This window comes from Tateyamaria rhodophyticola (assembly GCF_047777875.1).
Lineage (GTDB): Bacteria > Pseudomonadota > Alphaproteobacteria > Rhodobacterales > Rhodobacteraceae > Tateyamaria.
Genome location: NZ_CP180519.1, coordinates 831,221 through 858,054, shown reverse-complemented (window position 1 = coordinate 858,054; position 26,834 = coordinate 831,221). Strand labels below are relative to the sequence as shown.

Annotated in this window: 25 protein-coding genes; 13 read left to right on the top strand and 12 right to left on the bottom strand. The window is 64.8% G+C overall.

Features of this window, described 5'->3' with window-relative positions:
- Positions 1-100: 100 nt before the first annotated feature.
- From ACERHN_RS05705 to ACERHN_RS05695, 3 genes are read right to left on the bottom strand one after another with little or no spacing between them, the layout of a single operon-like run.
- Positions 101-664, bottom strand: a complete 564-nt coding sequence (locus tag ACERHN_RS05705; RefSeq protein WP_415921685.1) for an SCO family protein — start codon at positions 662-664, stop codon at positions 101-103.
- A 3-nt stretch (positions 665-667) separates the two neighbouring features.
- Complete coding sequence (locus ACERHN_RS05700; RefSeq protein ID WP_415921684.1) at positions 668-1,234, bottom strand: hypothetical protein; 567 nt, start codon at positions 1,232-1,234, stop codon at positions 668-670.
- Between the two features lie 8 nt (positions 1,235-1,242).
- A complete protein-coding gene (locus ACERHN_RS05695; protein ID WP_415921683.1) occupies positions 1,243-1,695 on the bottom strand; it encodes a hypothetical protein in 453 nt (150 codons plus the stop codon).
- A gap of 188 nt (positions 1,696-1,883) precedes the next feature.
- Here ACERHN_RS05695 and ACERHN_RS05690 point away from each other — a divergent pair, with 188 nt between their 5' ends.
- Genes ACERHN_RS05690 through ACERHN_RS05680 form a run of 3 tightly spaced genes read left to right on the top strand, consistent with a single transcriptional unit; the run spans position 1,884 to position 4,456 of the window.
- Positions 1,884-2,897: a hypothetical protein gene (locus tag ACERHN_RS05690; RefSeq protein WP_415921682.1), complete on the top strand. Its 1,014-nt coding sequence runs from the start codon at positions 1,884-1,886 to the stop codon at positions 2,895-2,897.
- A gap of 31 nt (positions 2,898-2,928) precedes the next feature.
- Positions 2,929-3,609 (top strand): metallophosphatase domain-containing protein, encoded by a 681-nt coding sequence (locus ACERHN_RS05685; RefSeq protein WP_415921681.1) that lies wholly within the window; start codon positions 2,929-2,931, stop codon positions 3,607-3,609.
- 58 nt (positions 3,610-3,667) lie between these two features.
- Positions 3,668-4,456 (top strand): class I SAM-dependent methyltransferase, encoded by a 789-nt coding sequence (locus tag ACERHN_RS05680; protein WP_415921680.1) that lies wholly within the window; start codon positions 3,668-3,670, stop codon positions 4,454-4,456.
- A 38-nt stretch (positions 4,457-4,494) separates the two neighbouring features.
- On the opposite strand, the gene ACERHN_RS05675 is transcribed toward ACERHN_RS05680, so the two are convergent.
- The 3 genes from ACERHN_RS05675 to ACERHN_RS05665 all read right to left on the bottom strand — a co-directional run bounded on the left by ACERHN_RS05675 (position 4,495) and on the right by ACERHN_RS05665 (position 9,166).
- Positions 4,495-6,387: an AMP-binding protein gene (locus tag ACERHN_RS05675; protein WP_415921679.1), complete on the bottom strand. Its 1,893-nt coding sequence runs from the start codon at positions 6,385-6,387 to the stop codon at positions 4,495-4,497.
- Positions 6,388-6,530: 143 nt separating this feature from the next.
- Positions 6,531-6,788, bottom strand: a complete 258-nt coding sequence (locus ACERHN_RS05670) for a hypothetical protein (RefSeq protein ID WP_415921678.1) — start codon at positions 6,786-6,788, stop codon at positions 6,531-6,533.
- A 104-nt stretch (positions 6,789-6,892) separates the two neighbouring features.
- Positions 6,893-9,166, bottom strand: a complete 2,274-nt coding sequence (locus ACERHN_RS05665) for an NADP-dependent malic enzyme (RefSeq protein ID WP_415921677.1) — start codon at positions 9,164-9,166, stop codon at positions 6,893-6,895.
- Between the two features lie 224 nt (positions 9,167-9,390).
- Here ACERHN_RS05665 and ACERHN_RS05660 point away from each other — a divergent pair, with 224 nt between their 5' ends.
- From ACERHN_RS05660 to ACERHN_RS05635, 6 genes are all read left to right on the top strand, one after another.
- On the top strand, positions 9,391-10,491 hold the full coding sequence (locus ACERHN_RS05660) for a cupin domain-containing protein (protein WP_415921676.1): 1,101 nt from the start codon (positions 9,391-9,393) through the stop codon (positions 10,489-10,491).
- Positions 10,492-10,494: 3 nt separating this feature from the next.
- Positions 10,495-10,896, top strand: coding sequence for a cytidine deaminase (locus tag ACERHN_RS05655; RefSeq protein WP_415921675.1), 402 nt, complete (start codon positions 10,495-10,497; stop codon positions 10,894-10,896).
- Positions 10,893-12,200, top strand: coding sequence for a thymidine phosphorylase (locus ACERHN_RS05650; protein ID WP_415921674.1), 1,308 nt, complete (start codon positions 10,893-10,895; stop codon positions 12,198-12,200). The genes ACERHN_RS05655 and ACERHN_RS05650 overlap by 4 nt, the downstream gene beginning before the upstream one ends.
- Entirely contained in the window at positions 12,200-13,372 is a 1,173-nt protein-coding gene (locus tag ACERHN_RS05645) for a phosphopentomutase (RefSeq protein ID WP_415921673.1), read from the top strand. The genes ACERHN_RS05650 and ACERHN_RS05645 overlap by 1 nt, the downstream gene beginning before the upstream one ends.
- Before the next feature lie 125 nt (positions 13,373-13,497).
- Complete coding sequence (upp, locus tag ACERHN_RS05640) at positions 13,498-14,130, top strand: uracil phosphoribosyltransferase (RefSeq protein ID WP_415921672.1); 633 nt, start codon at positions 13,498-13,500, stop codon at positions 14,128-14,130.
- A 65-nt stretch (positions 14,131-14,195) separates the two neighbouring features.
- Positions 14,196-15,569 carry an SPOR domain-containing protein gene (locus ACERHN_RS05635; RefSeq protein ID WP_415921671.1) on the top strand — a complete coding sequence of 458 codons (1,374 nt, stop codon included), beginning with the start codon at positions 14,196-14,198 and terminating at the stop codon, positions 15,567-15,569.
- A 76-nt stretch (positions 15,570-15,645) separates the two neighbouring features.
- Here ACERHN_RS05635 and ACERHN_RS05630 read toward each other — a convergent pair whose 3' ends face one another.
- Positions 15,646-17,271, bottom strand: coding sequence for an AMP-binding protein (locus tag ACERHN_RS05630; protein ID WP_415921670.1), 1,626 nt, complete (start codon positions 17,269-17,271; stop codon positions 15,646-15,648).
- Between the two features lie 105 nt (positions 17,272-17,376).
- On the opposite strand from ACERHN_RS05630, the gene ACERHN_RS05625 reads away from it, so the two are divergent.
- Together ACERHN_RS05625 and ACERHN_RS05620 are read left to right on the top strand one after the other, a co-directional pair.
- The gene (locus ACERHN_RS05625) at positions 17,377-18,018 is read left to right on the top strand and encodes a Type II secretory pathway, pullulanase PulA (RefSeq protein WP_415921669.1); all 642 of its coding nucleotides are present in this window, start codon (positions 17,377-17,379) and stop codon (positions 18,016-18,018) included.
- 256 nt (positions 18,019-18,274) lie between these two features.
- Positions 18,275-18,910: a Hint domain-containing protein gene (locus ACERHN_RS05620; protein WP_415921668.1), complete on the top strand. Its 636-nt coding sequence runs from the start codon at positions 18,275-18,277 to the stop codon at positions 18,908-18,910.
- Between the two features lie 199 nt (positions 18,911-19,109).
- On the opposite strand, the gene ACERHN_RS05615 is transcribed toward ACERHN_RS05620, so the two are convergent.
- From ACERHN_RS05615 to ACERHN_RS05605, 3 genes are all read right to left on the bottom strand, one after another.
- Positions 19,110-20,240 (bottom strand): aldo/keto reductase, encoded by a 1,131-nt coding sequence (locus ACERHN_RS05615; RefSeq protein WP_415921667.1) that lies wholly within the window; start codon positions 20,238-20,240, stop codon positions 19,110-19,112.
- Between the two features lie 36 nt (positions 20,241-20,276).
- Positions 20,277-20,837, bottom strand: a complete 561-nt coding sequence (locus ACERHN_RS05610; protein WP_415921666.1) for a nuclear transport factor 2 family protein — start codon at positions 20,835-20,837, stop codon at positions 20,277-20,279.
- A gap of 81 nt (positions 20,838-20,918) precedes the next feature.
- A complete protein-coding gene (locus ACERHN_RS05605; protein WP_415921665.1) occupies positions 20,919-21,815 on the bottom strand; it encodes a LysR family transcriptional regulator in 897 nt (298 codons plus the stop codon).
- A 95-nt stretch (positions 21,816-21,910) separates the two neighbouring features.
- Between ACERHN_RS05605 and ACERHN_RS05600 the strand changes: the two genes are divergently transcribed.
- Positions 21,911-22,879, top strand: a complete 969-nt coding sequence (locus tag ACERHN_RS05600; RefSeq protein WP_415921664.1) for a DMT family transporter — start codon at positions 21,911-21,913, stop codon at positions 22,877-22,879.
- Positions 22,876-24,216, top strand: coding sequence for an adenylate/guanylate cyclase domain-containing protein (locus tag ACERHN_RS05595; RefSeq protein ID WP_415921663.1), 1,341 nt, complete (start codon positions 22,876-22,878; stop codon positions 24,214-24,216). The genes ACERHN_RS05600 and ACERHN_RS05595 overlap by 4 nt, the downstream gene beginning before the upstream one ends.
- Here the strand turns inward: ACERHN_RS05595 and ACERHN_RS05590 are convergent.
- Positions 24,202-25,092 carry a CobW family GTP-binding protein gene (locus tag ACERHN_RS05590; protein ID WP_415921662.1) on the bottom strand — a complete coding sequence of 297 codons (891 nt, stop codon included), beginning with the start codon at positions 25,090-25,092 and terminating at the stop codon, positions 24,202-24,204. The genes ACERHN_RS05595 and ACERHN_RS05590 overlap by 15 nt on opposite strands.
- Entirely contained in the window at positions 25,089-26,732 is a 1,644-nt protein-coding gene (locus ACERHN_RS05585) for an amidohydrolase (RefSeq protein ID WP_415921661.1), read from the bottom strand. Before ACERHN_RS05585 ends, ACERHN_RS05590 begins: the two co-directional genes overlap by 4 nt.
- Between the last annotated feature and the right edge of the window lie 102 nt (positions 26,733-26,834).

Below are 26,834 nucleotides of genomic sequence, written 5' to 3'. Positions count from 1 at the left end.
ATTCATCTCGCCAGATAAACTCCGGGGGGCCCGGAACGGGCGGGGATCGCCGTTGGAACGCCATTGGTCCGAGAGACAATGGCGATGCCCCCTCCCAACCTCAACCGTCCTGCGAAGGCTCCAGATAGCCCGCGGCAATCCCCACGGCCTGATCCACATCCAGAATGGGCGGCAACAGCGTCAGCAGCTCACCGTCTCCATCCAGCAGATGGATGAAGCTGCCATGGGAGTAAATCCAGCCATATTCCGGGTCCTGAAACAGCGGCTCCACCTCGACCTTGAACGCGTCATAGGCCATTTGCAGATCGTCTTGCGGCCCGGTCAGGCCGATGAAATCCGCGTGGTGGACAGACAGGGGCGCGCCCATCGTGTCCACTTGATCCTGATCGGGGGCCACGGTGATCATCACGGGCGTCACATCCATGCCGTCCTCGGCCAGCGCCTCGACCATTTGCCCCATCAGGGGCAGGGCCGCGGAACAGATGTTCAGGCAATTGGCGTAGCCAAAGAACAAAAGCTGCGCCTTGCCCGCCGGATCGGCCTGTGTCCGCGTCTGACCATATTGATCGGTCAGCGCATATGGCCCGCCGATATCCACGGGAAAGGGGCTTTGTCCTGCCGCGGGAAGTGCGGCAAGACAGAAGGCAGCAATCAAGGCCCGCATCGCTCAGAAATTCTCCGCGATGAAGGCTTCGTCGATCTCGAGCCCGAGGCCGAGATAGCCTTCGGTCGCGATGATCTCCTTGATCGCGGGATCGCGGCGGAACCACGGGCCCTTGCCCTTGGCCTCGGGGTGTTCCGCGGCCCAGGCTTTGGTCCATTTGTTGGCCTTGATCTTGTCCGTCTCACCTTGAGGCACGATGGTCTGCACCAGATAGACGTTCTGCGCCCCGAGGTCCGGGTCATCGATCATCAGCCCGTCCACGGTGATCACCTGATTGCAGAAGGGCTGCAATTCGACGGCGGCTCCTGTGAAGGCGGGCTGGCTGTTCTTCATCGGCAGGACAAGCACGTCGTCGGCGGTGCGCAACAGGCCCAGCTGCCGTTTGCCTGCGCCGCAATCGGTCGGGCAATCGCCTGTGAATTCACAGACCAGATCGACCACCTTGGCTTCGAATTTCGCGGGCACCTCTGCGTAGAGGTTCCAGCTGCGGGCCTCGGAGCCCTCGGAAAAATCCTGCGCCGCAAGCGGTGCGGCCAACAGGGCAAACATGGCTGTCATATGCTTCAACATGGCGGGCCTCACTTGTTCGGATCGGGGATCGAGAACCCGGGCACGTTGCCGTAATCCTCGTGGTTCTGGTTGGTGATGTCGAGGTCCGAGACCACGTCCGACACCACGATGTAGCGCAACCCGTCGCGCTCATAGAGCATGCCGTCCGCCTCGACCGTGTGCGCCGCAAGCCGCAAGAGCGTATCCCCGCCCGCAGACTGTGCGTCGTCTCCTACCTTCAACACCATGTAGACGGTGCCGTCCTCGGCCAGGAGGCCCACGGGGATGCCACCGGCACTGCACCACAGCGCGCAGGTGTGGTGCGCCGATCCGACCACGGAATCGGGGCTGCCCATGACGCCGGAGTAGTAGCACCAGGTGTCGATGATCTCGCCCGTGACCTGGATCCGCGTGCCTTCGGCCGCCATGGCCGGTGTCGACACCGCCAGTCCCGCAAGGAGTGAGTAGAAGAAGTGTCGCATCGGCAGATCCCTCGTGTTTGCTGTTTCCGGGTCACCTTATGCGGGAGTTGTGCATGCGCCAAATCACAAAATCAGGCGGGTGCCGGGCCGGGGATCGCTGCTCTCTTGGCGGCGGGCGGCTTGCGTGGTAATTTGCGCCGCAAAACAAGGGCCAACCGCCCAACCGAGCAGAGGCCCATCCGCAGCGCATGACGGCACTCCAGAAATATGAGCGGCTCGAAGCGACGGGCCTGTGGCGCGAGACGCCGGACGGGCAGCGCCGCGAGGTCGTGGTGTCCATCGGGGATGCGACGCTGGTGATTTCGGACCTGAATGACACGGCGCTGACGCACTGGTCGCTGGCCGCGGTGGAACGGGGGCCGGACAAGGCGCAGGGCGCGGTGTTCCACCCCGATGGCGATCCGGGCGAGACGCTGGAGCTGGGGGCCGGTGACGCGGAAATGATCGACGCGATCGAGACATTGCGGCAGGCCGTGGCCAAGGCACGGCCCCGGCCCGGACGGCTGCGTTGGCTGGGTGCCGCGGTGTCGGTCAGCGCGGTCGCGGCTCTTGCCTTTCTGTGGCTGCCCGGCGCGCTGGTGGATCATGCGTTGCGGGTGGTGCCGCCGGTCAAGGAGGTCGAGATTGGCAATGCGCTTCTGGCGCGGATCGAACGTGTGTCCGGCCCGCCCTGCATGAGTGTCGAGGCCCGCCCGGCGCTGGCCGCCCTGGCCGGGCGCACAGGCGCGGCCCGTGTCGTGATCCTGCCCGGCGGTGTGCGCGAAGCGCTGGCCCTGCCCGGCGGCACGGTCGCGTTGAACCGCGCGTTGGTCGAGGATTTCGAGGCTCCGGAGGTTGCCGCAGGCTATGTGCTGGCCGAACAGGAGCGCGCCGGTCAGGCCGCTCCGTTGCGCACGCTTTTGGAACACGCGGGCACGCGGGCCACGGCCACGCTGCTGACCACCGGGTCGCTGCCACCCGCAGCCTTGGATGCCTTTGCCGAGGAGCAGCTGGCCAATCCGGCACCCCCGCCCGCGCCGGAGGCGTTGATCGGAGCCTTTGCCGCGTCCTCCATCCATTCCACCGCCTATGCCCGCGCGCGCGACATTTCCGGCGAAGAGACGCTGGCGTTGATCGAGGCGAACCCGATGGCAGGCGCCGAGGCGGTGCCGATCATGGCCGACCGCGACTGGCTGCGGTTGCAGGCGATTTGCGACGGCTGAGACTAGCACCGCCGGGCAGGAGGGGGAACCAGTGAAGATTGTCGTGATCAGCGACACACATGGGGACCACGCAGCGCTTGGCCCGCTCAGCGGTGATGTGTTGATACATTGCGGCGATGTCGAACACCTGTTCCGGCGCGACCCGCAAGCGCTGTCCAGGATGGATGCGTGGTTCGGGCAACAGGACTTTGCCCACATCCTCTGCATCGGCGGCAATCACGACCTCACGCTCGAGGCGCATGTCGGCGCGGGCACGGACCCGTTTCGCAATGCCACCTTTCTGCATGACAGCGCGGCGGTCATCGACGGTGTCACATTCCATGGCGCGCCGTGGGTACCGCAATTGCGCGACCATGCGTTTTTTGCCGATGATGACGCCCTGCGCGCCGCGTGGGCGGCGATCCCGGCGCAGGTGGATGTGCTGATCACGCACACGCCCCCTGCGGGCATTCTCGATGTCTCGAGCCGGGGGCTTGCCTTGGGGTGTCCGCATCTTGCCAGGCGGGTGATGGCGGTGCGTCCGGCGCTGCACTGCTTTGGCCATGTGCATGCAGGTGCGGGGCGGCGTGACGTGCGGGGCACGACATATGTCAACGCAAGTTCGGTCGACTCCGGGTTCCGCATCGCGCGCCCGCCGGTTGTGATCGACTTTCCGCGCGATGTGGCGCGGCGGGGGCGTTGGCATGGTGCGCTGTGGCCCTTCGGGCGCTGACGCCCGGACGCGCGCCATCTGTGCTAGTCTGCGGCGCAGACAGGTTGGAGGACAGGGGATGACGGGCGATTACGTAGCGGTCAACCGGGATGTGTGGGAGGCGGACGCACCGTATTGGGCGAATGTCGGTGCGCGGCTCTGGGCGCTGGACACGCCGGAATGGGGCAACTGGAACCACCCGGATGCCGGTTTGGCGCTTTTGCCTGACGACATGGCAGGGATGGCGGCGGTCGAGCTTGGCTGTGGCACGGGGTACGTGTCCGGCTGGATGGCGCGCCGGGGTGCGCAGGTGACGGCCATTGACGTGTCCCCGGCACAGCTGACCACGGCCCGCACATTGGCCGCTGAGCATGGCGCGGATATCACATTCATCGAGGGCAACGCAGAGGCGACGGGCCTGCCCGACGCCGCATTCGATTTCGCGATATCGGAATATGGCGCGTCGATCTGGTGCCGCCCGGAGCGGTGGTTGCGCGAGGTGTGGCGGCTGCTACGCCCCGGTGGCCACCTCGTGTTTCTCGGCAATCACCCGCTGTCGCTGATCTGTTCCCCACTGGACGGCGCACCGGCGGACCGGACGCTGCACCGCCCCTACCGGGGGATGTGGGGCGCCGATTGGACGCAAGTCGAGATCGAGCCGAGCGGGGTGTGCTTCAACCTGACGATTGCGGACTGGATGGCGCTGTTTTCGGACCTCGGCTTTGACGTGCGCAAATATGATGAGATCTATGCGCCGGACTGGGCCGAAGGGGTGCGCGGCGCGGTGCCTGCGGCGTGGGCCAGGGATTATCCCGTCGAACAGGTGTGGCACCTGACCAAGCGGGGTGAGAGCCGCGCCTGCGATTAGGTGTAGGCGCGGTTGTCTTGTTCATCGAGGATCGCGCTTCAGCCCTTGGCGTAGCCAATGGTCTGTAGCGCCGCCCGGATTTCATCGAGGATGGCGGGGTCGTCAATGGTCGCAGGCATTTTGAAGTCCTGATTGTCCGCGATCTTGACCACGGTGCCGCGCAAGATCTTGCCCGAGCGTGTCTTGGGCAGGCGGTCCACCACAAGCGCCTGTTTGAAGGCGGCGACCGGACCGATCTGATCCCGCACCCGTTTGACGCATTCGCTGACGATTTCATCATGGGGGCGGTTCACGCCCGTGGTCAGGCACAACAGGCCCACGGGCGCCTGACCCTTGAGCGTGTCGCTGACCCCCACCACGGCGCATTCGGCCACATCCGGATGCCCGGCCAGAACCTCTTCCATCGCGCCCGTGGACAGGCGGTGGCCTGCCACGTTGATCACGTCGTCGGTGCGCGCCATGATATAGAGGTATCCGTCCTCATCCATCATGCCTGCGTCGCCCGTCTCGTAATAGCCGGGGAAGGTGTTGAGGTAGCTTTTGACAAAGCGGTCCTCGGCATTCCAGAGCGTGGGCAGCGTGCCGGGGGGCAGGGGCAGCTTGATGGCAATCGCGCCCAATTCGCCGGGGGCCATGGGGTGGCCCGCATCATCCAGAATTTGCACGTCGAACCCCGGCATCGCCACCGTGGGAGAGCCGATTTTCACCGGCAGCGCCTCAAGACCTGCGGGGTTGCCGGCGATGGTGTATCCCGTTTCCGTCTGCCACCAGTGGTCATAGACGGGCACGCCCAGCATATCCTGCGCCCATTCGATCGTGTCGGGATCGGCGCGTTCGCCGGCCAGATAAAGCGCGCGCAGGCCGCTCAGGTCATATTTCTGGCGCTCCAGCCCCTTGGGGTCCTCACGCTTGACCGCGCGGATGGCGGTGGGGGCGGTAAAGAAGGATTTGACGTTATGGTCGGCAATCACGCGCCAGAAGGTGCCTGCGTCCGGGGTGCCGACGGGTTTTCCTTCGAACACCACGGTGGTGTTGCCGTGGATCAGCGGAGCATAGCAAATATAGCTGTGGCCCACGACCCAGCCCACGTCGGACGCGGCCCAGAACACCTCGCCCGGATCGACCTGATAGATGTTCTTCATCGTCCAGTTGAGCGCCACGAGGTGCCCGGCGGTGGCGCGCACCACGCCCTTGGGCGCGCCGGTCGTGCCGGAGGTATAGAGGATATAGGCTGGGTGGTTGCCCTTGACCGGGACGCACGGCGCAGGGTCCACGCCAATCTGGCTGGCGTGCCAGTCGATGTCGCGCCCTTCGATCAGCTCGGCGGGGTGCTGTTCGCGCTGCAGGATGATGCAGACATCCGGTTTGGCGCTGGCGAGGTTAATCGCCTCGTCGAGCAGGGGTTTGTATTTGACCACGCGGCCCGGTTCGAGCCCGCAGGAGGCGGCGATGATCGCCTTGGGCGTGCAATCGTCGATGCGCACGGCCAGCTCGTTGGCGGCAAAGCCGCCGAACACGACCGAATGGACGGCACCGATCCGGGCGCAGGCCAGCATCGCCTCGAGCGCTTCGGGCACCATCGGCATGTAGATGATGACACGGTCGCCCATACCCACCCCTTGCGCGGCGAGCGCACCGGCCAGTGCCGCGACGCGGGTCTGCAACTCGGCATAGGTCAGGCGCTGGATCGAGCCGGTGATCGGGCTGTCATGGATGATGGCAAGCTGGTCACCGCGCCCGGCCTCGACATGGCGGTCAACCGCGTTCCAGCAGGTGTTCACCTCGGCATCTGCAAACCAGTCATAAAGATGTTCGCCCCGTTGGCTCAGCGCGCGGGTCGGCGGGGTGACCCAGTCGATGGCCTTGGCGGCGTTCATCCACCATCCCTCCGGGTCAGCTTTCCATTGGTCGTATTCGGCGCGGTAACCCATTGTCGTCCTCCCGGGGTCGTCTTGGGGGACAGGGTTACGCGGGCGAGGGTGCCGGGGGCAAGAGGGCGCGTGCGTGTTAGCGTGCGAACTGCGACATTGGGCCCCTGAGTGCCTCCCGGGGGCCTGTGAACCCGCCTCGGGCGTTACTGACCGCGAGACCGGGTGAAGATGTCTGACAGCGCCACTTCGCAATCGCGCACATCGCCAGGAATGCAGCTGACCCGTTCCGCGCCGACATAGACGGTCATGCGCTGGTAGGTGCGGCCATCATCGGTCTGGAAGGTGCGCGTGACCGTCCGGTAGGTGTCGCCCCGGAGCGTGATGCTGCCCGGTTCTTCGTTGATGGTGGTGGTACAGGCCGTGAGGCCAAGAATGGCGGCGATGCTGATCAATCGGATCATGTCGGGTCCTCCGGGCAGAATGGCTGTTGCTGTAAAAGATAGGACAGCACGGCGCCTGCGACAGGGGCCGCAGTGCCCGGATTTCAGGCAAAAGGTGCGACAGATCAGCCGTAATGCGTCACTGGCGTGCCCGCGACGGCGGACATGTTCAGCAGGCCCCGCGCCGTGATCGAAGGCGTCACGATATGCGCGCGGTTGCCCAGCCCCATCAGGATCGGGCCGACCTCCAGCCCGCCGCCCTTCATCTTGAGGATGTTGCGCACGCCCGATGCGGCATCCGCATGGGCAAAGACCAGCACGTTCGCAGGCCCCTCCATGCGGTTGCCCGGCATCAGCCGCGCCCGCAGATCCGGGTCAAGTGCGGTATCCACGTTCATTTCGCCTTCGTAGCAGAAGTCAGCCCCGTCCGTGTCGAGCAGCTGCATCGCGGCGCGCAGGCGTTCGCCGGATCCATAGTCCTGTGTGCCGAATTGCGATTGCGAGCACAGCGCAATGTTCGGCTCGCGCCCAAAGCGGCGCACGTGGCGGGCGGCACCCTGGACAATTTCGGCCAGTTCCTGTGGCGAGGGCGTGGTGTGCACGTGTGTGTCCGCAATAAAGAGCGGCCCGTCCTCGAGGATCATCAGGCTCAGCGCGCCGACGGGGTGCAGGCCGTCCCGGCCCAGCACCTGCGTGACATAGTTCAGGTGCCAGCGGTATTCGCCGAAGGTGCCACAGATGAGGCTGTCGGCCTCGCCCCGGTGCACCATCACAGCACCAATGGCGGTGGTGTTGGTGCGCATGATCGCGCGCGCCAGATCGGGGGTCACACCGCGGCGGCACATCAATTCGTGATAGGTGCCCCAGTAGTCGCGGTAGCGCGGGTCATTTTCGGGATTCACGAGGTCGACATTGTCGCCCAGTTTGAGCGTCAGCCCGTCGCGCGCGATGCGCGCCTCGATCACTTCGGGGCGGCCGATCAGGATGGGGCGTTCAGTGGTTTCCTCGATCATGGCCTGTGCCGCGCGCAGGACGCGGTCATCCTCGCCTTCGGCAAAGACGATGCGGCGGGCTTCGGCCTTGGCGGCCTCGAACACGGGCCGCATGAGGAGGGCGGATTTGAACACGGAGCTGTCGAGCTTGCGCTTGTAGGCGTCCATGTCGGCAATCGGGCGGGTGGCGACGCCGGTGTCCATGGCGGCCTGCGCCACGGCAGAGCTGACGATGCTGACAAGGCGCGGATCGAACGGTTTGGGGATCAGGTAATCCGCGCCAAAGGTGAGCTGTTCCCCCTGGTAGGCGGCAGCGGCTTCGGCGCTGGTTGTGGCGCGGGCAAGGGCTGCGATGCCGTCGATGCAGGCCAGCTGCATCTCGTCATTGATGGTCGTGGCACCCACGTCGAGCGCGCCGCGGAAGATGAAGGGAAAGCACAGGACGTTGTTGACCTGATTGGGAAAATCGCTGCGGCCCGTGGCGATGATGGCATCGGGCGCCACGGCGCGGGCGTCATCGGGCAGGATTTCCGGTGTCGGGTTGGCGAGCGCAAAGATAATGGGGCGCTTGGCCATTTTCTGCACCAGCTCGGGGGTGAGCACGCCCGGCCCGGAGAGGCCCAGAAACAGGTCCGCGCCGTCAATCACATCGTCGAGCGTGCGGTGATCGGAGGGTTGGGCATAGGCGGCCTTGGCCGGGTTCATATCGACCTCGCGGCCCTCATAGACCAGCCCGTGAATGTCGCAGAGCCAGACGTTTTCGCGCTTCACCCCCATCTTGAGAAGCATGTTGAGGCAGGCGATGCCCGCGGCCCCGCCGCCGGTGCTGACGATCTTGATGTCCTCGAACGCCTTGCCCGCCACATGCAGCGCATTGGTGGCCGCAGCGCCCACCACGATGGCGGTGCCGTGCTGGTCGTCGTGAAAGACGGGGATGTTCATCCGCTCGCGGCAGATGCGTTCGACGGTAAAGCAGTCGGGTGCCTTGATGTCTTCGAGGTTGATGGCGCCGAAGGTCGGCTCCAACGCGCAGACGATATCGGCCAGCTTTTCGGGGTCGGTCTCATCGACTTCGATGTCGAAACAGTCGATGGAGGCGAATTTCTTGAAGAGCACGGCCTTGCCCTCCATCACCGGTTTGGAGGCGAGCGCGCCGATATTGCCGAGCCCGAGTACGGCGGTGCCATTTGATACCACCGCGACCAGATTGCCCCGTGCGGTATAGCGGGCGGCGTCGGCGGGGTTTTCCCGGATCTCGATGCAGGCCTCGGCCACGCCGGGAGAATAGGCGCGCGCCAGATCGCGGCCCGTGGCCATCGGCTTGGTTGCTCGGATCTCGAGTTTTCCGGGCTTTGGGTGTTCGTGATAGGCAAGTGCGGCGTCGCGGAGGCTGGGTTGGTCGGACATGTATTGGGCGCCTTGTCACGTCTGTTTCGGAATTGGTTTAGCGTTAAACTATTTTCGGGACGTTCACAAATGACGTTTGGCCGCATCGGACCGGGCGCGTCAATGCGCACGGGATCCGAAGGCGCGCGTGCCGCGCACGCCATTTGTTTGGGGGCTCTGCCCCCGCCGCGGATTGCATCCGCGCCGTCCCCGGAGTTTATTTGGCGAGATGAAGGGGGCAGTGCATGGTCGAGACGCGGGCAGAGGTGGTTTTGCCGACACGGGCATTGCGTGAAGATATCGGTTTCTTCACGAACGTGCTGGGGCTGCGGATGGACATGATCTATCCAGCGGACGATCCGCGTGTGGCGGTGTTTTCGGGGCATGGATTGACGGTGCGGCTGGACGCGGATGCGGCGGGTGCAGGGGCGTTGCGGTTGCGGGTGGCGGATCCAGAGGCCTTTGCGGATGGGGCGCGTGACCTGGTGTCGCCGGGCGGTACGCACGTGACCGTGGTGGAGATGGACCCGCCACTGCATCTGCCTGAGACGGTGCACAGTTTCGTGGTGCGGCGTCTGAAGGATCAGGCTCCGTGGGTGATTGGCCGCGCGGGTATGCACTATCGCGATCTGATTCCGGACCGGCTGGGTGGGTCGATCATTGCCAGCCATATCCGCATTCCCGATGGCGGCCCGGTGCCTGACATGGTGCATTATCATACGGTCGGGTTTCAGCTGATTTACTGTTATCGCGGTTGGGTGGATCTGGTCTACGAGGATCAGGGCGCGCCGTTCCGGCTGACGGCAGGGTCCTGCGTGATCCAGCCGCCTGAAATCCGGCACCGGGTGCTTTTTGCCAGCGACAATATCGAGGTGATCGAGATCGGGGTCCCGGCGGAGCATATCACGACGATTGATCACGAGATGGAATTGCCCAATGGGCCGGCTGACCCCGCGCGCCGGTTTCAGGGGCAACGCTTCGTGCATCATGTGGCGGAAGACGCGGTTTGGACGGCGTCCCGGATGCCCGGGTTCGAGATGCGCGAAACGGGAATTGCGGACGGTACGGGGGGTGTCGCGGGCGTGCAGGTGGTGCGGCGCGGGAGCGGTGCACCGGCGTGGACGCAGCATGATGCCGACATCCACTTTACCTTTGTGCTGGAGGGGCAGATGCTGCTTGAGGGGGAAGGGCGGGCGTCCTTTGCCCTTGAGGCGGGGGATGCCTTTGTTATTCCTCCGGGGTATGCGGTGCGGTATGCGGAACCGTCCGCAGACCTGGAATTGTTAGAAGTGGCGTTGCCGGGTGTCTTTGCGACCCGTGTGGTCGCGGGTGAAGAGGGGGCCTGAGATATGGGCGAAGGGTTGCGGGACGCGGCATTGGCGGTGCGCGAGCAGGCGCATGCGCCGTATTCCGAGTTCAAGGTTGGGGCGGCTGTGCGGACCACATCCGGTACGGTGTTCGTGGGGTGCAATGTCGAAAACGTGGCCTATCCGCAGGGCACCTGTGCCGAGGCCGGGGCCATTGCGGCCATGGTGGCGGCAGGGGAGCGCGACATTGCCGCCGTTTATGTGGTTGCGGGCAGCCCGATGCCGGTGACGCCCTGTGGCGGGTGCCGTCAGAAGCTGGCTGAATTTGCGGGCCCCGAGGTTGAGGTTGTGATGGCGACCGTGGATGGCGTCGAGCAGAGCATGACGATGGATGCGCTGTTGCCCGGAGCGTTTGGCGCGGCCCACATGGACGGCGCGTCATGAGTTCGGCGCGGGGCATCATTGCCAAGCTGCGCCAGCGGCAGACGCCGACCCGCGAGGAGCTGGCATGGTTTGCCACGGGTCTCGCGGACGGGACCGTGACGGATGCGCAGGCGGGCGCCTTTGCGATGGCGGTGTGCCTCAACGGCATGGGCGATGTGGGCCGTGTGGCCATGACCATCGCGATGCGCGACAGCGGGCAGGTGTTGCAGTGGGACGGGCAGGGCCCGGTTCTGGACAAGCATTCCACGGGCGGTGTTGGCGATTGCGTGAGCCTTGTGCTTGCGCCTGCGCTCGCGGCCTGTGGTGCGGTTGTGCCGATGATTTCGGGCCGCGGCCTGGGGCATACGGGCGGGACGCTTGACAAGCTGGAGGCGATCCCGGGGCTGAGCACGCAACTGGATGAGGCGCGGTTTCGCGATGTGATTGCGCGCGCAGGCTGCGCCATCGTGGGCGCATCGGCGGAGGTCGCGCCGGCGGACCGCCGGCTTTATGCGGTGCGGGATGTGACGGCGACGGTGGAGAGCCTTGATCTGATTACCGCGTCGATCCTGTCCAAGAAGCTGGCGGCTGGGCTCGATGCGCTGGTGCTGGATGTCAAGGTCGGGTCGGGCGCGTTCATGAAGGACGCGGAGGCGGCGCAGGGTCTGGCGGACGCGTTGGTCAAGACCGCGAATGCCGCGGGGTGCAAGACCACCGCGCTCATCACCGATATGAGCCAGCCGGTGGCGCCCGCGCTTGGCAATGCTGTCGAAGTGGCCGAGGCGATGCGGGTTTTGACCGGCCAGACGCGGGGGCCGCTTGTGGAAATTTCGGCTGTGCTTGGCGGTATCCTGCTGGCCAATGCGGGCCTTGTGGACGATGTGCAGGTGGGCGCGGACGTGATTGTCGCTGCGATTTCCGAAGGCCATGCGGCGGAGCGGTTTGGGGCGATGGTCGCAGCGATGGGCGGACCGTTGCAGTTTGTCGACAACTGGGCGCGGTTCCTGCCGGAGGCGACGGTGATCCGCGAGGTTGTCGCGGAGCGGTCGGGATACCTGACCGAGATGGATGGCGAGGCCATGGGCCTGGCTGTGGTCGGCCTTGGTGGCGGGCGCGCGGTTGAGACGGACAAGATCAATCCGGCGGTGGGCCTGTCACAGGTGGCGCGGCTGGGTGCGCGGCTGGAGCGGGGGCAGACGCTGGCCGTGATCCACGCGGCGCGGCCTGTCGATGCGGACCGGGCAGAGGCGCAGTTGCGCGCGGCGATGCGCATCGGACCGGATGCGCCCGACGTTCCGGGCCTGATTTCCGAGCGGATCGGCTGATGCCGCGGGCATTTCTGGTGGTGATGGATTCCGTCGGGATCGGCGGAGCGCCCGATGCGCATAGTTTTTTCAACGGGGATGTGCCGGATACCGGGGCCAACACGTTGGGACATATTGCGGATGCCTGTGCGGCGGGACGTGCGGATGACGGGCGCAAGGGGCCGCTGCACCTGCCGGTGCTGGGCGCGATGGGTCTGTGGGATGCGCTGTCGCTGGCGGGGGGCGGTGCGCCTGCGCCGGGACCGTATGGTGTGGCGACAGAGATATCGCGGGGCAAGGACACGCCGTCCGGGCATTGGGAGCTGGCCGGTGTGCCGGTGCCGTGGGACTGGCATTACTTCCCGGACACGCAGCCGGCCTTTCCGGATGAGGTTGTGGCGGCGGTCTGTGCGGCGGCGGGGGTGGACGGCATCCTGGGCAATTGCCATGCCTCGGGCACGGCGATCATCGCGGAGCATGGGGCGGCGCATATCGGGACGGGTTGGCCCATCTGCTATACATCAGCGGACAGCGTGTTTCAGATTGCAGCGCATGAAGAGGCATTTGGGCTGGACCGTTTGCTGGACCTGTGTGCGGCGGTGGCGCCGGTGTTGCATGAGATGCGCGTGGGCCGGGTGATTGCGCGGCCTTTTGTGGGCACGGACGGGGCGTTCGAGCGGACGCAGAACCGTAAGGATTTTGCGATTGCGCCACCCGCGCCCGTGCTGAGCGAATGGGTGCAGGCCGCCGGGCGGCCGGTCTATGGTGTGGGCAAGGTCGGCGATATTTTTTCGGGTGCCGGGTTTGACGAGGTGAGCAAGGGCAGCGATGCGACGCTGATGCGCCATCTGTCCGATCTGGTGGAAACGGCGGAAGACGGCGCGTTTGTCTTTGCCAATTTCGTGGAATTCGACAGTCTTTATGGGCATCGCCGGGATGTTGCGGGTTATGCGCGGCACCTGGAGTGGTTTGACGCGTGCCTTGGGACGTTGGGGTGGCGCGATGGCGATCTTGTGGTGGTGACGGCAGATCACGGCAACGACCCGACCTGGGTCGGGACGGACCACACGCGCGAACGCGTCCCGGTTCTGACGCGTGGATATGAGGGTGCGCCGCTGGGCCATATGGGGTTTGTCGACGTGGCGGACCTGGTCGCGCGGCATCTGGGCGTTGTGCCAACCGGAGCGCGCTGACGCGCGCACATGATTTTGTTTTGCTCGGGCCGCAAGGGCCCTTGGGGCTTTGCCCCAAACCCCATGGTATTTTCCGGCCAGAAGACGCAGATACGTGGTGAGCGGACGAAAAGGAGCGATTTGCGATGGCAGAGCATGTGACGGTGGTGGATCACCCGCTGGTGCAGCACAAGTTGACGATCATGCGGGATGTGCAGACCCCCACGGCGGTGTTTCGGCAGCTGCTGCGCGAGATCAGCCAGCTGTTGGCCTATGAGGTGACGCGCGGCCTGCCGATGACGACCAAGCGGATTTCGACACCGATGGCGGAGATGGATGCGCCGACGCTGGCGGGCAAGAAGCTGGCGTTGATTTCGATCCTGAGGGCCGGGAACGGTTTGCTGGATGGGGTGCTCGAGTTGATCCCGTCGGCGCGTGTCGGGTTTGTGGGGCTGTACCGCGATGAAGAGACGCTGCAACCGGTGCAATATTATTTCAAGGTGCCGGAAGGGTTGGAGGACCGTGTGGTGATTGCGGTGGATCCGATGCTGGCCACCGGCAATTCGTCTGCGGCGGCGATTGATCTTTTGAAGCAGGCGGGGGCCACCAATATCCGGTTCCTGTGCCTGTTGGCGGCGCCGGAGGGAATCGCCCGGATGAAGGACGCGCATCCGGACGTGCCGATCGTCACGGCGGCGGTGGATGAGCGGTTGAACGAGGTGGGGTACATCGTTCCGGGCCTCGGAGATGCCGGTGATCGCATGTTTGGCACGAAATAGCGGGCATCTGCGCTTTACTCACGCCGGGGGTTGAGGCATCGTTCTTTCCATATCTTGTGGGGGATATGATGAGAGTTACAAGAATTGTTGCGCTGCTGGCCACAGTGGCCGGTTTTTCGGCAGGATCGGTCCATGCGCAAACCGGTCAGGTGCCTGCGGAGTTTCCGCCAAGTTCGTTCAAGGGCACACAATATGTCGACAGCCGCGGATGTGTGTTCATCCGCGCCGGTATTGACGGGAACACCACCTGGGTGCCGCGTGTGAACCGTCAGCGTGCCCAGGTCTGCGGGCAGACGCCGTCCCTGTCACAAACCGCACTTGCGGCGGCCCGTCCGGCGCAGCCTGTTGAGGCACCGGTTCAGATCACGGTCGAACCGCCTGCGGCTCCGGCGCCGGCCCCTGCCGCCGCCCCGACGCGCGCCACACCGAAGCCCACCGTTCAAGCGCGCACTGCCCCGGTGCCCAAGCCTGCACCTGCGCGCGTTGCGGCGCCGAAGCCTGCCCCACGAGTGGTTGTCGCCGCGCCCAAGCCAAAACCTGCCCCCGTGGCTGCGCCCAAACCGGCACCCGCGCCAGCACCAAAAGTCGCGCAGGCCCCTGTTGCACCCGTTGCGCGGGCACAGCCTGCGTGCCGGGGTGGCACTGCGGTGAGCCAGCGGTACATCAACTCCGGCACGCGTTACCCGGTGCGCTGTGGCCCGCAATCAGCGCCGCACAGTTCCGGAGCGGGTGCGGTTGTCGCAACCAACCCGCAGGCCACGGTCGCGGCCACGCGCGTGTCACCCAATGCCCGTGTCCTGCCGCGCCAGGTGTTCGACAAACGCCTGCAGGAGCAGGATGTGCGCGTTCCCGACGGATATCGCCCGATCTGGACCGATGACCGGTTGAACCCGCGCCGGGCCGAACAATCGCTGAACGGTATCGCGCAGAGCCGTCTGGTCTGGACCAACACGGTGCCGCGCCGTCTTGTGGATCGGACAACCGGCCAGGACGTGACGGCAAAGGTGGCTCTGGTGTACCCCTATACCGACGCGGCGACGCAGCAGCGCGATCTGGGCACGGTGACACTGGTCCGCAGGGACGGCCAATTGGTCAAGAAGATCCAGCGCAACCGGACCAAGGCGCGGACACCGGTCGCAACCCCTGCGGCCAAGCCGCAGGTCGCCGCGAAACCCGCAAGCAAGGCTGCAGTCAAGTCACCGCAGAAAGCGGTGAAGGGTCAGTATGTCCAGGTCGGCACTTTCGGTGTCGCGGCCAACGCGCAAGGTACGGCGCAAAAGCTGGCGCGTGCGGGTTTGCCTGCGCGGCTGGGCACGCTGAAACGGGGCGGTAAGCGCTATACGGTCGTGCTTGCCGGTCCGTTTGCGTCGCAAACCGGTCTGAACAACGGGTTGCGCACGGCCCGCGCGCTCGGGTTTGCGGACGCCTTCGTCCGCTGATCCTGACGTGGAATGGGGGTCCGGGGGCGCAGCCCCCGGCCTGTCGACGCGGCAGAGCCGCGGCGAAATCCCTCGCTCACAGCGCTTTTGCCACTTTGCGCAGTTCGAACTTCTGGATCTTGCCGGTTGACGTTTTGGGCAGTTCCTGAAACACGACCGCCTTAGGGGCTTTGAAACCGGCCAGTGTTTCGCGGGCAAATGCGATCAGGTCCGCTTCCGTCGGTGCGGTGCCCGGCTTCAATTCGACGAAGGCGCACGGCACCTCGCCCCATTTGTCATCCGGCTTGGCCACGACGGCGGCGAGGTTCACGTCCGGATGCGCCATCAACACCCCCTCGACCTCCACCGATGAGATGTTCTCGCCTCCGGAAATGATGATGTCCTTTGCCCGGTCCGCGATTTGGATATAGCCGTCGTCGTGTTGGATCGCGATGTCGCCGGAATGAAAATACCCCCCGGCAAAGCTCTCCTCGGTCGCCTCCGGGTTCTTCAGATACCCTTTCATCACGGAATTGCCGCGGATCATGATCTCGCCCTGCGCGGTGCCGTCGCGCTCAATCTGGATCATCTCGGCATCCATCACGGTGATGTCTTCCATCATCGGGAATGCCACCCCTTGCCGCGCTTTGATGGCGGCCTTGGCCTCTGGGGCTTTGGTGTCCCAATCGCTGCGCCACAGGCATTCCGTGACGTGGCCATAGGTTTCGGTCAGCCCGTACACCTGCGTGACATTGAAGCCGAGCGCTTCGATCTTGGCCAATGTGGCGGGCGCGGGCGGAGCGCCTGCGGTAAAGACTTCGATCACGTGATCAAAGGCGCGGCGCTCGGCATCCTCTGCGTTCACGATCATATTGAGCACGATCGGCGCACCGCCGAAATGCGTGACCCCTTCGTCCGCGATGGCGTCATAGACCGCACTGGCCGTGATATCGCGGCAGCAGACCAGCGTGCCCCCGACCAGCGGCATCATCCAGGTGTGGTTCCACCCGTTGCAGTGAAAGAGCGGGACAATCGCCATGAACACCGGGTGCAGCACCATGCGCCAGCTGACCACGGTGCCCATGGTCATCAGATATGCGCCGCGGTGGTGATAGACGACACCCTTGGGCCGTCCGGTGGTGCCGGAGGTATAGTTGAGCGACAGGCTTTCCCATTCGTCCTGCGGCATGATCCAGTCAAAGCCGGGATCGGCCGAGGCCAGCATGTCCTCATACTCGGGATACCGGCCCGAGGCGGCGAAACCGGCGGCGGCATCGGCCACCTCGATCAGTTGCGGGGTGGGGCCGGTCATGGCTGTCACTGCCGCTTCGGCGAGTCCGAGGAATTGCGGATCGACCAGCACGGCCTTGGCGCCGCCATGCTCAAGGATATAGGCGACGGTATCGACATCGAGCCGGGTGTTGATCGTGTTCAGCACCGCACCGCAGGCGGGCACGCCGAAATGCGCCTCTGCCTGTGCGGGCAGGTTGGGGATCAGCGTCGCGACCACATCACCCGGTTCCACGCCCATGCCAGCCAGCGCAGAGGCCAGCCGCGTGCAGCGTTCATGATACTGCGCATAGGTCACGCGGTGCGCGCCATAGACCACTGCGGTGCGGTCGGCAAACACCTGTGCGGCCCGCCGCAGATGCGACAGCGGCGTCAGCGGTACATAGTTGGCGGCACATTTGTCGAGCCCCGTTTCATCAGCCATCCAGCCCATCGCATCCTCCCTTGTGCCATCGGTCGCGCGACATTGCGCAAACAGGTCCCGGTGCGCAAGCGCGAGGTGGTGGCCTGTGCGCGTTTTGGTCGGTAGGGTGTGCCCATGATCCTGTCCACGGGCCGTCAATACGTCTTTATCCACGCGCCCAAGACCGGGGGAACCGCGCTGGCGCTTGCGCTGGAAGACCGCGCGATGAAGGACGACATCATGCTGGGTGACACGCCCAAGGCGCTCAAACGGCGGCGGCGGCTGGCCGGGGTGGAGACGCGCGGGCGGCTTTGGAAACATGCGACGCTGGCGGATATCGACGGTCTGGTGCCGTCGCTTGATGGCCTCTTTGCCTTTACGCTGGTACGCAATCCGTGGGACCGCATGGTGAGCTATTATCACTGGCTGCGCGGGCAAAGCTTTGACCACCCGGCCGTGGCGCTGGCCCGGCAGATGGCCTTTGTGGAGTTTGTGCAGGCACCGCATGTCCGCGCGTCCCTGCGGGCGAGCCCGGCGCGCCACTATATGACGGATGCCAGCGGCACGGAACGCTGTGATGCCTATATCCGGATTGAGGCGTTTGACACCGACGCGGCACCGCTCTGGGATCACCTTGGGTTCACGCTCAGCCTGCCGCGGGTCAACATGTCGGACCGTGATACGGATTACCGGGGCTACTATGATGATGCGGCGCGGGCGGCGGTTGCGGCGGATTGCGCCGAGGACATCGAGAGATTCGCTTACCGCTTCGACTGAGGCACTGCGTAAACCACAATTGCCGCACATGGTTAACGACGATGGCCGCGCATGGGCCGTTTTTGTCGCCATTCCGTGCACAGTCTGAAGGCCCGATCCGCTATTGCACGGCGTGCCGTCAACAATGCCGCATTCATGCCCATTTCCAGTCCCGTCTCCGCCGCGGGAATCACTCCAATTGTGTTCATCAACTGCAACAGGCGCCGCTGCCCGAACGAGGCGCCGACACTCTGGGGACGATGAGATGTTTGGATGGATGAAAGACGATGCACCGCGCCGTATGCCCGAAACCTCGGGTGCTGTGGATGGCGGTCTGTTTGTATCGCGCGGCCTGATGGCCGGCACACGGATCGGCACGGCGATGGGATGGCGTGCGGTCGAAGCGCTGGCACCCGGTGACATGGTTCTGACCTTTGACCGCGGCCTGCAGCCTCTGCTGGAGGTGCGCCGCGAGACGCTTTGGATGTCGGATGCCGCGATGGGCGACACAGCACTTGTGCTGGTGCCCGCCGGGGCCATGGGCAACACCGTCGATGTGACGCTGCTGCCGGATCAGGGTGTTCTGATCGAAAGCGAAGCGGCCTGTGATGCCAATGGCGATCCGTTTGCGGTTCTCAAGGCCAAGGCGCTGGACGGGTTCCGGGGCATCACCCGCACCGCGCCGTTCCCGCAGATGGAAGTGATCACGCTGGTCTTTGCCACGGATGAGGTCGTCTACGCCGAAGGCGGAATTCTGCTGCATTGTCCGCGCCCCGTGGTTCACCCGGCCGAGTTGGGCCAGGTTCACGGCGGGTATGACGTGGTCAGCGACCGCAACGCGGCATTCCTTGTGGAATGCATGGCGATTGAGGCGCGGGGCGGCGGCGTGGCCCCTGTGACCATGGCGGCCTGAGGCTGCACCGGGCTTGGCGTTCCAACTGGAGGGGGCGCCTCACCTGCTCTGCACCCGGCTGCCGGTGATCCCGGCGCTCTTGGCCCCCAACACCAGGAGCAGTCGCCGGGTGCAGAGACCTTACCGCGCAGATATGCGCCAACAGATATGCCACCGCCCGGGGTTGGGCGGTGGCATCTTTCTTTCGTCTCGGTTGGGCCTAGCTGCGTTCGGGCGCCTCGACATTGGACCATGCCGCGACCATGTCCGGCATCCGCGCCCCCTTAACCGTGATCGCGTCCAGCTGGCTTGTCAGTTCGGCCAGTTCTGCGGCGGTAAAGGCAATCCCGGCAGCGCCCGCGTTCTCCAGCAGGTGCGGCATCTGCGTGGTGCCGGGAATCGGCACGATTGACGGTCCTTGCGCCATCAGCCACGCCAGTGCGATCTGCCCCGGTGCCGCGTTCTTGCGGCTGGCCCAGTCTTTGACCAGTTCCACCAGCGCCATGTTCGCCTCGCGGTTTTCGGGGTCCATCCGGCTGGTGTTGGCGCGGAAATCACCTGGCGCAAAACTGGTTCCCATATCGACAGCGCCGGTCAGAAAACCGTACCCCAGCGGGCTGAACGGAACAAAGCCGATCCCAAGGTCCTCACACAGCGCCAGGAGGCCGGTTTCCGGGCCACGCCACAGCATCGAATATTCGTTTTGCACGGCGGCAACGGGCAATTCGGCATGGGCGCGGCGCAAGGTCTCTGGCCCCATCTCCGACAGGCCCCAATGCAGCACCTTGCCCTCGTCCATCAGGTCACGAACAGCGCCCGCGACGTCCTCGATCGGGACGGTCGGGTCCACGCGGTGCTGATAGAGCAGGTCGATGCGGTCCGTGCGCAACCGGCGCAGCGATCCTTCGACCGCCTTCTTGATATGCGCGGGATCACTGATCAGGCCCGGCTGCCATGCACCCGTTTCCAGATCGACGTTAAAGCCGAACTTGGTCGCGATCTGGATTTGGTTCCGGATATCGCCCGATGCCTCGCCGAGAATGCGTTCGGATTCGTGGGGACCGTACACTTCGGCGGTGTCGATAAAGGTGATGCCCTCATCCACGGCACGGCGGATGATGCGGTGCATTTCGGCGCGGTTGGGCACGGTCGTGTGGAACGTGCGGCTGTGGTTCTGCACGCCAAGGCCCATGGCGGACACCTCGAGCGCGCCAAGCATCCGGCGGCCTTGCGGGGCACTTGAGGGCGTGGATTGTGCGGCGACGCGCTGCGCGCTCAGCCCGCTCAGGGCCAGGGCGGCGGCCCCTGCGGTCAGGAGGGAACGGCGGGTGGTGTTGATCGGATTGGTCATGGGTATGTCTCCTTTCGAGGAATGAATTGAAGGGGTTCAGGTGCCGGGCGTGTTGCGGACAAAGGTGCTGCCGCGTTCGGCGGTTGCGTCAAAGGTCATTGCGTCGACCTTCCATCCGGCGTCCGTTTCGACAAAGCCGTGGGTGTAGGTGCCCCAGACTTCCCAGAGTGCCTCGCCGCCATTTTCGGGCAGGGCGCCCCGCTCCATCCGGTTCCAGGCGTATCCGTGCGACTGCATCGTCGCGGACCCGTCGTCGTGGAACGTCACACGGTGATTGCCGCGCAGGTGGAACGACGTCTTTTCCGCAGTCAGATTGCCGGACCACCCGGCGATCAGCGCATCGGCAGGGATTGTGGCGGGCGTACCGCCCACAAGCGACGTGAAATCCACGTCAATCGTGTCCACAAAGAACGACCGCGCCAGTGTCCAGTCCTTGGCATCGACCGCGGCGTCCAGCGCATCGGCAATGCGGATCATTTCGGCCTGGGCAACATATGTTTCGGCCGTCACCGGTGTCCCGGCGCGGGTATCGGCCAGGCCGGATGTCGCGGTGGTCAGGGCCGTGGCCAGCGCTGCGGCTGTCAGTGTGCGTGTCATGATATGTCTCCATCGCTGCGTTTGATGAGACAAATCTGGGGTGTCGATTACATAATTAAAAATTCTGATCTGATATATAATTTATGCCTTTTGGGCATTTAGGCTTTTGACGACCTGCCACAGACGCTCGGTCAGACCGCCGGGCGATGTGCGCGTGACAAACAGAAAGTCGATTGGCACCGACAAGCCCTGCACCGGATAGAAGCGCACATGTTCTGGTGGGCGGTGCATGTTGGCCGAATTGACAAAGGCGCAACCGACACCGGCGGACACAAGGCTGAGCATGGTGGTTTCGTTGTCTGCCTCCTGCACGATCTGTGCGTCGAAACCGATGGCTGCGAGCGCGCCGTGCAGCGCGTCGTGATATGCGGGCGCAATTGCGCGCGGAAAGGCGACGATGGGCAGGCCGTCGATATCCTCAAGGTCGAGCGGTCCGTCCTTTTCAAAGTCGAGGCCGATGGATGCTGCCAGCATCACGTTGTCCGTGCGCAGGGGCAGGATGCGCAACGCGTCCTCTACCAAATTGTCCTGTCGATAGACAAAGGCGGCATTGAGGTCCCCGGCCAGCACCGCGTTGATCTGTTCGACGGACCCCATGGGCACGATGTCCATGCGCACATCCGGGTAGGTCCGGGCAAAGCGGCTGAGCGCTTCGGGCAGGTGGCCGGACCAGGAGGCGCTTTCCAGAAGGCCGATGCGAATATGGCCCGCTTCACCCCGTTCGATGCGGCGCGCTTCGGCCACCGCCTCATCTGTTGCGGCCAGCACAGCGCGCGCCCGTTCGGCAAAGGCAAGCCCTGCCTCCGACAGCGCCACCCGGCGGCCTTCGCGGATCAGGAGGGTCACGCCCAACTCGGCCTCCAGATCGCGGATCTGCCGCGAGACGGCAGGTTGCGCGATGTTGAGCCGTTCGGCCGCGTGCGTGATGCCGCCGTGATCGGCGACGGCCACGAAGTAGCGCAGGTGGCGGAGTTCCATACATGCCTCCTGGGCATCATTTCTGCCAGATAATAGCATTGGAGAGTATGAACGGCAAAGCGCATTCTAAGTGGCACCGTAGAGGGAGACGCAGAATGGCGATGACATCTTGGACTGGGCCGATGCTGGGCGCTCTGACCGTGCTGTGCTGGTCCGGGTATAATGTGGCGGCGAAACAGGGGATCGACGCGGGGATGTCACCCGACGCGCTGGCGTTCCTGCGCTTTGCCGTGCCGGGGGTGTTTGTCCTGCCCGCGCTGGTTCTTCTGCATGTGTCGGGGCGGGCGTCCGGTGTCCCGTTGGCGCGGCTGGCGGTGCTGATCCTCTTGGGCGGGCCGTTGTTCGGCCTGATCGCGGTCAGCGGCTATGCTCATGCGCCGTTGTCCCACGGCCTTTTGTTTGCACCGGTAGCGGTGTTCGTGACGGGCGCTGTGCTGGGGCGCGTGCTGCTGGGTCAGGCGATTGGCATGGGGCGGCTGGCGGGGGCCGCGGTGATGTTTGCGGGGCTTGCCCTGTTGATCGGTCTAGATCTGCGCGGGCTTGCGCCGGGTTGGCAGACGGGTGCCGCATTCTTTGTGACTGCGGGCTGTCTGTGGGGCGGGTACACGGTCTTGCTCCGGCTGTGGCGGATCCCGATGATCGAAGGCACGTTGAGCGTGGCGGGGGGATCGGCGCTTGTTGCGGTCCCGCTTTTGGGGGCTTCGGCGGTTGAGAGCTTGGGGGACATGGAACCTGCCGCGCTGGTTCTGCAAATCGTGATGCAGGGGCTCGTGGGCGGCGTTCTGAGCGTTGTGGCGCTGATTGGTGCCGTGCGGATGCTGCCGGTGCAGGTGGCGGCGCTGTTGCCAGTCTTTACGCCTGTGGTTGCGCTCGCCATCGCATGTGTTCTGTTCGGCGCGGTGCCGTCCGTGGCCGAGTGCGTTGGGGTTCTGATCATCGCGGTGGGCTTTGCCCTGAGCCTTGGCGGCGCCCGGTCGTTGCCAAATGAACATCGCGCCACAGGTGTCATGCAGCGCCGTGTTCCGCACAGTGGCACGCGGGCACAACGCGGGATTTCGCAATGACCACGTCTGACACCGATCCGCTTTCTGTTGAATCCGCCGCGCGCCTGATCCGGGCTGAACAGGCAGGCCTGCGCCTTGCGATTGCCGTACGCACGCTTGTGACCGGGTTGGCCTTTGCGTGGTATGTCGGCGCGCCGATCCTGTTTACGGAATTTGAGCCGCGTGGTGCGGCCGTGGTGGTCCTGCTGATCTTTACCGCCGTGGGGGTGGCGCATCTGGCGGTGATTGGAACACCGCTGGACCGGTGGTGGATGAAATACGCCGTCTATGCGCTCGACACGCTGTCAATCTGTGCGCTCTTTGTGCTGATCCCCATCAGCCGGGCGGATGACGTGCCGCAGATCATCGCATTCCGCGCCTATGGCATCTACTTTCTGTTCCCGATGGTTGCCATTTGCTGCCTGAGCCTGTCGTGGCGGCTGGTGCTCTGGACCGGTGCGATGTGTGTCGTGGGCTGGTGGGCGGCGTTTGTCTGGGTGGTGGCGGGTATGGACCGCACGCTGTCCTGGGCCGACATCCCACCGGCGGCGACCCGCGGTGATTACGAGCGCGTGTTCCTATCAATCGACTTTATCGGGCGTGGCAACCGGATCGAGGAAACCGCGATGCTGATGTTCGCAGCCCTGGCGCTGGCCATTGCGGTGCACCGGGCGCGCGGTGTGTTTTTCGCCCAGGTTGCTGCCGATATGGAATGGCGGCGCGAACGCGGCGCGCGCGAGCGGGTGAGCGCGCTCTTTGGCAAATACGTGCCTGCCGAGATAGCGCAAAAGCTGATTGCCAACGACGGGCCGATGCGGCCACAGCGCGCGTATGGCACAGCACTTGTCATGGATATTGCGGGGTTCACCGCGTTCTCAGCGGCGCATTCGCCCGAACATGTGATCCGCACGCTTGATGCGTTTCTGGCCGATGCGACGGATGCCGTGTCGGCAGAGGGCGGCATTGTGATGTCCTATCTGGGGGACGGTTTTCTGGTCACCTTCAACGCGCCGATCCGTGTAGCCGATCCGGCAGCATCGGCCTTGCGGGCCGCGAGGGCGTTGCAAACGGTGGCGGAACGGCACGCATTTGCGGTAAGGGTCGGGATTGCCAGCGGTGATCTGGTCACGGGCACGATCGGATCGACGGACCGACAGTCATTCACCGTGTATGGCGATGCGGTGAACCTTGCCGCACGGCTTGAGGCGCAGTGCAAGGACATGGGCCTGTCCGTGTTGGCGGATCAGGCGACACATGACGCCGCCGCACCCGCCGGTTTGGTGCCGCAGGGGGCGCAGCCGATCAAAGGGCTGGAGGCGCCGGTCGCCGTCTTTGGGTTGGCCTCACTGGACAAGTGAGGCAATGGCAGAACGCGCCAGCAGACCGCTGCGCCCGATACACACAAGGCCCGGCGCGGCGTGGGTATCGGCCACGCTCACATCTGCGCGCGGTCCGACGATCTGGATCAGCCTTGTGTGCCCGTCATGGTCGCGCACGAATCCCTTGGCGCGCAGGATATTATGCGCGGGTCGGGTCAGCTCGGTCACCAGCGCCTGCACATCCACTGGACCCGACGGGTCGAGAAACACGCTGTCATAGGCGGCATCGTGGTGGCCTGTGACGCTGTTCGCGACGGCCTCGTCGAACCGGCCCAGCAGGATGGACAGCGGCACCTTGCCGTCCCGCACCACCACCTGACCCGGAGCGGGCCACGTGGTGCGCAGCCACGCCTGCATGTCCGCCAGCACCGCGTCTGACACCAGATCGGATTTCGTGAGCAGGAGCAGGTTCGCATCGCTGAACTGCCGCGTGATCGTGTCGCCAATGTAGTCGTCCTGCGCCTGCGCACGAGCATGGGCGCAATCGGCAAGCACACAGATGCCATCCACGGAAAACCCCGACAGAATGGACAGCGTGTGGGTGATCGCACCCGGCAGGGCGACGCCGGACGTCTCGATCACGATGTGATCGGGTGCGGGCGACATCTCAGCCAACTTGACCATCGCCGCACTCAGGTCTGAGCCGAACGAGCAGCAGATACAGCCGCCCGCGATGGAGATCAGCGCGTCGTCCTGCGCCTCGATCAGGTCCTCGTCGATGGGCAGTTCGCCAAATTCGTTGACCAGTACGGCCAGTTTCACGCCATTTGCAGCCCGCAGCATCGCATTGATCAGCGTGGTCTTGCCCGCCCCGAGATAGCCGCCGATGATCGTGACGGGGATGGCTGCGGTCATTGGTCCGCGGCGGCAAAGACCCGTCCGCCCTGCACCGTGCCCCAGACGGCAATGTCCTTGAGCGCCATGGGATCGCAGGTTGTCGGGTCATCCTCCAGTACGGCGAAATCGGCGTGCTTGCCCGTCTCGATGGACCCGACCTCGCCCTCCATGTGCAGGGTATAGGCCGCGCCCATGGTGATGGCCCAGAGCGCTTCTGCCACCGTGATGCGTTCCTCGGCCCCTTGCACGCGGCCCGATGCGGTCAGACGCGTGACGGCGGCCCATGCGGTGAACAGCGGCCCGAGCGGCGTGACCGGCGCGTCCGAATGGATCGCCACAGGCATGCCGGTATCCAGCGCCGAGCGCGCTGCGTTCATGCGCGTGGCGCGCTCCGGCCCGACGGTCAGGTTGTAATGCTCATCCCCCCAGTAAAAGTGGTGATTGGCAAAGAGGTTGACGCACATGCCCAGCTTGGCCGCCTGCGCAAACTGCGCGGCATCAGCCAGTTGGCAATGTTGTAGGGTAAAGCGGTGGTCGGGGTTCGGATGCGCCTGCAGGGCAGGGGCCAGTTTTTCCAGCACCAGCTGCGTCGCCTGATCGCCATTCGTGTGCGTATGCACCTGCACGCCCGCCTCCAAAGCGCGGTGCAGGATTTCGGACAGCTGTTCGGGTGCGATATACCACAGCCCGTTCGGCGCGCCGTTGTGATAGCCGGGCCAGCGCAGGCGGGCGGAAAACCCCTGAATGGAGCCATCGGCCACGATCTTGATCCGGCCAAGGCGCAGCCGGTCCGTGGACATCTCGCGCAGCCGCAGCACTTCGGCCACGAGGTCTTCGGGCGTGAGACCCAGGAAAAAGCGCAACGGCACGATGCGGGCGGGATAGTCGGGCTGCGACGTGACGCGCAGCATCATGTCCACCGTGTCTTCGTCCAGCCGGGACGCCAGATCGGTGATTGTCGTCGTGCCCGTGCGCACGCAGAGCCGGGCAAAGTTCACCAGCCCGTCTTCATCCGCGTCCAGAAGGTTGCGTTCGAACCCCACATGCACGCCCACCGGTGTCATGACCTCCGGCCCCTTCAACTCGCCCGTGGGAAATCCGTCATCGCCCAGCGGAATGCCCGGATTGTTCAGACCGGTTTTCATCAACCCGGCCAGTTCCAGCGCGCGGGTGTTCACGTTCATGATATGGCCGGACGCGTGCAGTATGCCGATGGGCCGTGTGGTCGATACGCGGTCCAGATCGGCGCGGCTCACCCGTTCGTTGTTCATGTAGATCGGGTCAAGCTGCCAGCCCGACAGGGGCGCGTCGGGATCGTCCATCGCGTCCGAGGCCACCCGCAGCCGATCCACCACGGCGTCGATGCTCTTGAGCCCGTCCCACATCCTGCCACCGGGATCCATGCGGTCGAACCAGCCGCAATAGACCTTGGCCCAGAGCGAGCCTTCCATCGTGTGCGCGTGCCCTTCCACAAAACCGGGCATCAGCACCTTGTCGGCAAAGCGGTTGTCCAGATCATGCGGGCCCCACGTGGCCAGTTCTTCCAGCGTGCCGACACCAAGGATGCGCCCGTCGCGCACGGCCACATGGGTTGCCTCGGGGCGGGACGGGTTCATCGTGATGATCTTGCGGGCCGCATAGATGGTGGTTTGGGACATGGGTGCGGGCCTCATTTTTGCACAATTGGGCAAAGCGTATGCGGGATCGGACGTTCGGACAATCGCCCATGGCGTTTTGCATTTTCCGTTTTGTGTGACGCA

Excerpts from the sequence above, each read along its gene's own strand:
- ACERHN_RS05705 (WP_415921685.1), bottom strand. The coding sequence starts at position 664 with ATGCGGGCCTTGATTGCTGCCTTCTGTCTTGCCGCACTTCCCGCGGCA.
- ACERHN_RS05700 (WP_415921684.1), bottom strand. The coding sequence starts at position 1,234 with ATGTTGAAGCATATGACAGCCATGTTTGCCCTGTTGGCCGCACCGCTT.
- ACERHN_RS05695 (WP_415921683.1), bottom strand. The coding sequence starts at position 1,695 with ATGCGACACTTCTTCTACTCACTCCTTGCGGGACTGGCGGTGTCGACA.
- ACERHN_RS05690 (WP_415921682.1), top strand. The coding sequence starts at position 1,884 with ATGACGGCACTCCAGAAATATGAGCGGCTCGAAGCGACGGGCCTGTGG.
- ACERHN_RS05680 (WP_415921680.1), top strand. The coding sequence starts at position 3,668 with ATGACGGGCGATTACGTAGCGGTCAACCGGGATGTGTGGGAGGCGGAC.
- ACERHN_RS05675 (WP_415921679.1), bottom strand. The coding sequence starts at position 6,387 with ATGGGTTACCGCGCCGAATACGACCAATGGAAAGCTGACCCGGAGGGA.
- ACERHN_RS05670 (WP_415921678.1), bottom strand. The coding sequence starts at position 6,788 with ATGATCCGATTGATCAGCATCGCCGCCATTCTTGGCCTCACGGCCTGT.
- ACERHN_RS05665 (WP_415921677.1), bottom strand. The coding sequence starts at position 9,166 with ATGTCCGACCAACCCAGCCTCCGCGACGCCGCACTTGCCTATCACGAA.
- ACERHN_RS05660 (WP_415921676.1), top strand. The coding sequence starts at position 9,391 with ATGGTCGAGACGCGGGCAGAGGTGGTTTTGCCGACACGGGCATTGCGT.
- ACERHN_RS05655 (WP_415921675.1), top strand. The coding sequence starts at position 10,495 with ATGGGCGAAGGGTTGCGGGACGCGGCATTGGCGGTGCGCGAGCAGGCG.
- ACERHN_RS05650 (WP_415921674.1), top strand. The coding sequence starts at position 10,893 with ATGAGTTCGGCGCGGGGCATCATTGCCAAGCTGCGCCAGCGGCAGACG.
- ACERHN_RS05645 (WP_415921673.1), top strand. The coding sequence starts at position 12,200 with ATGCCGCGGGCATTTCTGGTGGTGATGGATTCCGTCGGGATCGGCGGA.
- upp (WP_415921672.1), top strand. The coding sequence starts at position 13,498 with ATGGCAGAGCATGTGACGGTGGTGGATCACCCGCTGGTGCAGCACAAG.
- ACERHN_RS05635 (WP_415921671.1), top strand. The coding sequence starts at position 14,196 with ATGATGAGAGTTACAAGAATTGTTGCGCTGCTGGCCACAGTGGCCGGT.
- ACERHN_RS05630 (WP_415921670.1), bottom strand. The coding sequence starts at position 17,271 with ATGGGCTGGATGGCTGATGAAACGGGGCTCGACAAATGTGCCGCCAAC.
- ACERHN_RS05625 (WP_415921669.1), top strand. The coding sequence starts at position 17,377 with ATGATCCTGTCCACGGGCCGTCAATACGTCTTTATCCACGCGCCCAAG.
- ACERHN_RS05620 (WP_415921668.1), top strand. The coding sequence starts at position 18,275 with ATGAAAGACGATGCACCGCGCCGTATGCCCGAAACCTCGGGTGCTGTG.
- ACERHN_RS05615 (WP_415921667.1), bottom strand. The coding sequence starts at position 20,240 with ATGACCAATCCGATCAACACCACCCGCCGTTCCCTCCTGACCGCAGGG.
- ACERHN_RS05610 (WP_415921666.1), bottom strand. The coding sequence starts at position 20,837 with ATGACACGCACACTGACAGCCGCAGCGCTGGCCACGGCCCTGACCACC.
- ACERHN_RS05605 (WP_415921665.1), bottom strand. The coding sequence starts at position 21,815 with ATGGAACTCCGCCACCTGCGCTACTTCGTGGCCGTCGCCGATCACGGC.
- ACERHN_RS05600 (WP_415921664.1), top strand. The coding sequence starts at position 21,911 with ATGGCGATGACATCTTGGACTGGGCCGATGCTGGGCGCTCTGACCGTG.
- ACERHN_RS05595 (WP_415921663.1), top strand. The coding sequence starts at position 22,876 with ATGACCACGTCTGACACCGATCCGCTTTCTGTTGAATCCGCCGCGCGC.
- ACERHN_RS05590 (WP_415921662.1), bottom strand. The coding sequence starts at position 25,092 with ATGACCGCAGCCATCCCCGTCACGATCATCGGCGGCTATCTCGGGGCG.
- ACERHN_RS05585 (WP_415921661.1), bottom strand. The coding sequence starts at position 26,732 with ATGTCCCAAACCACCATCTATGCGGCCCGCAAGATCATCACGATGAAC.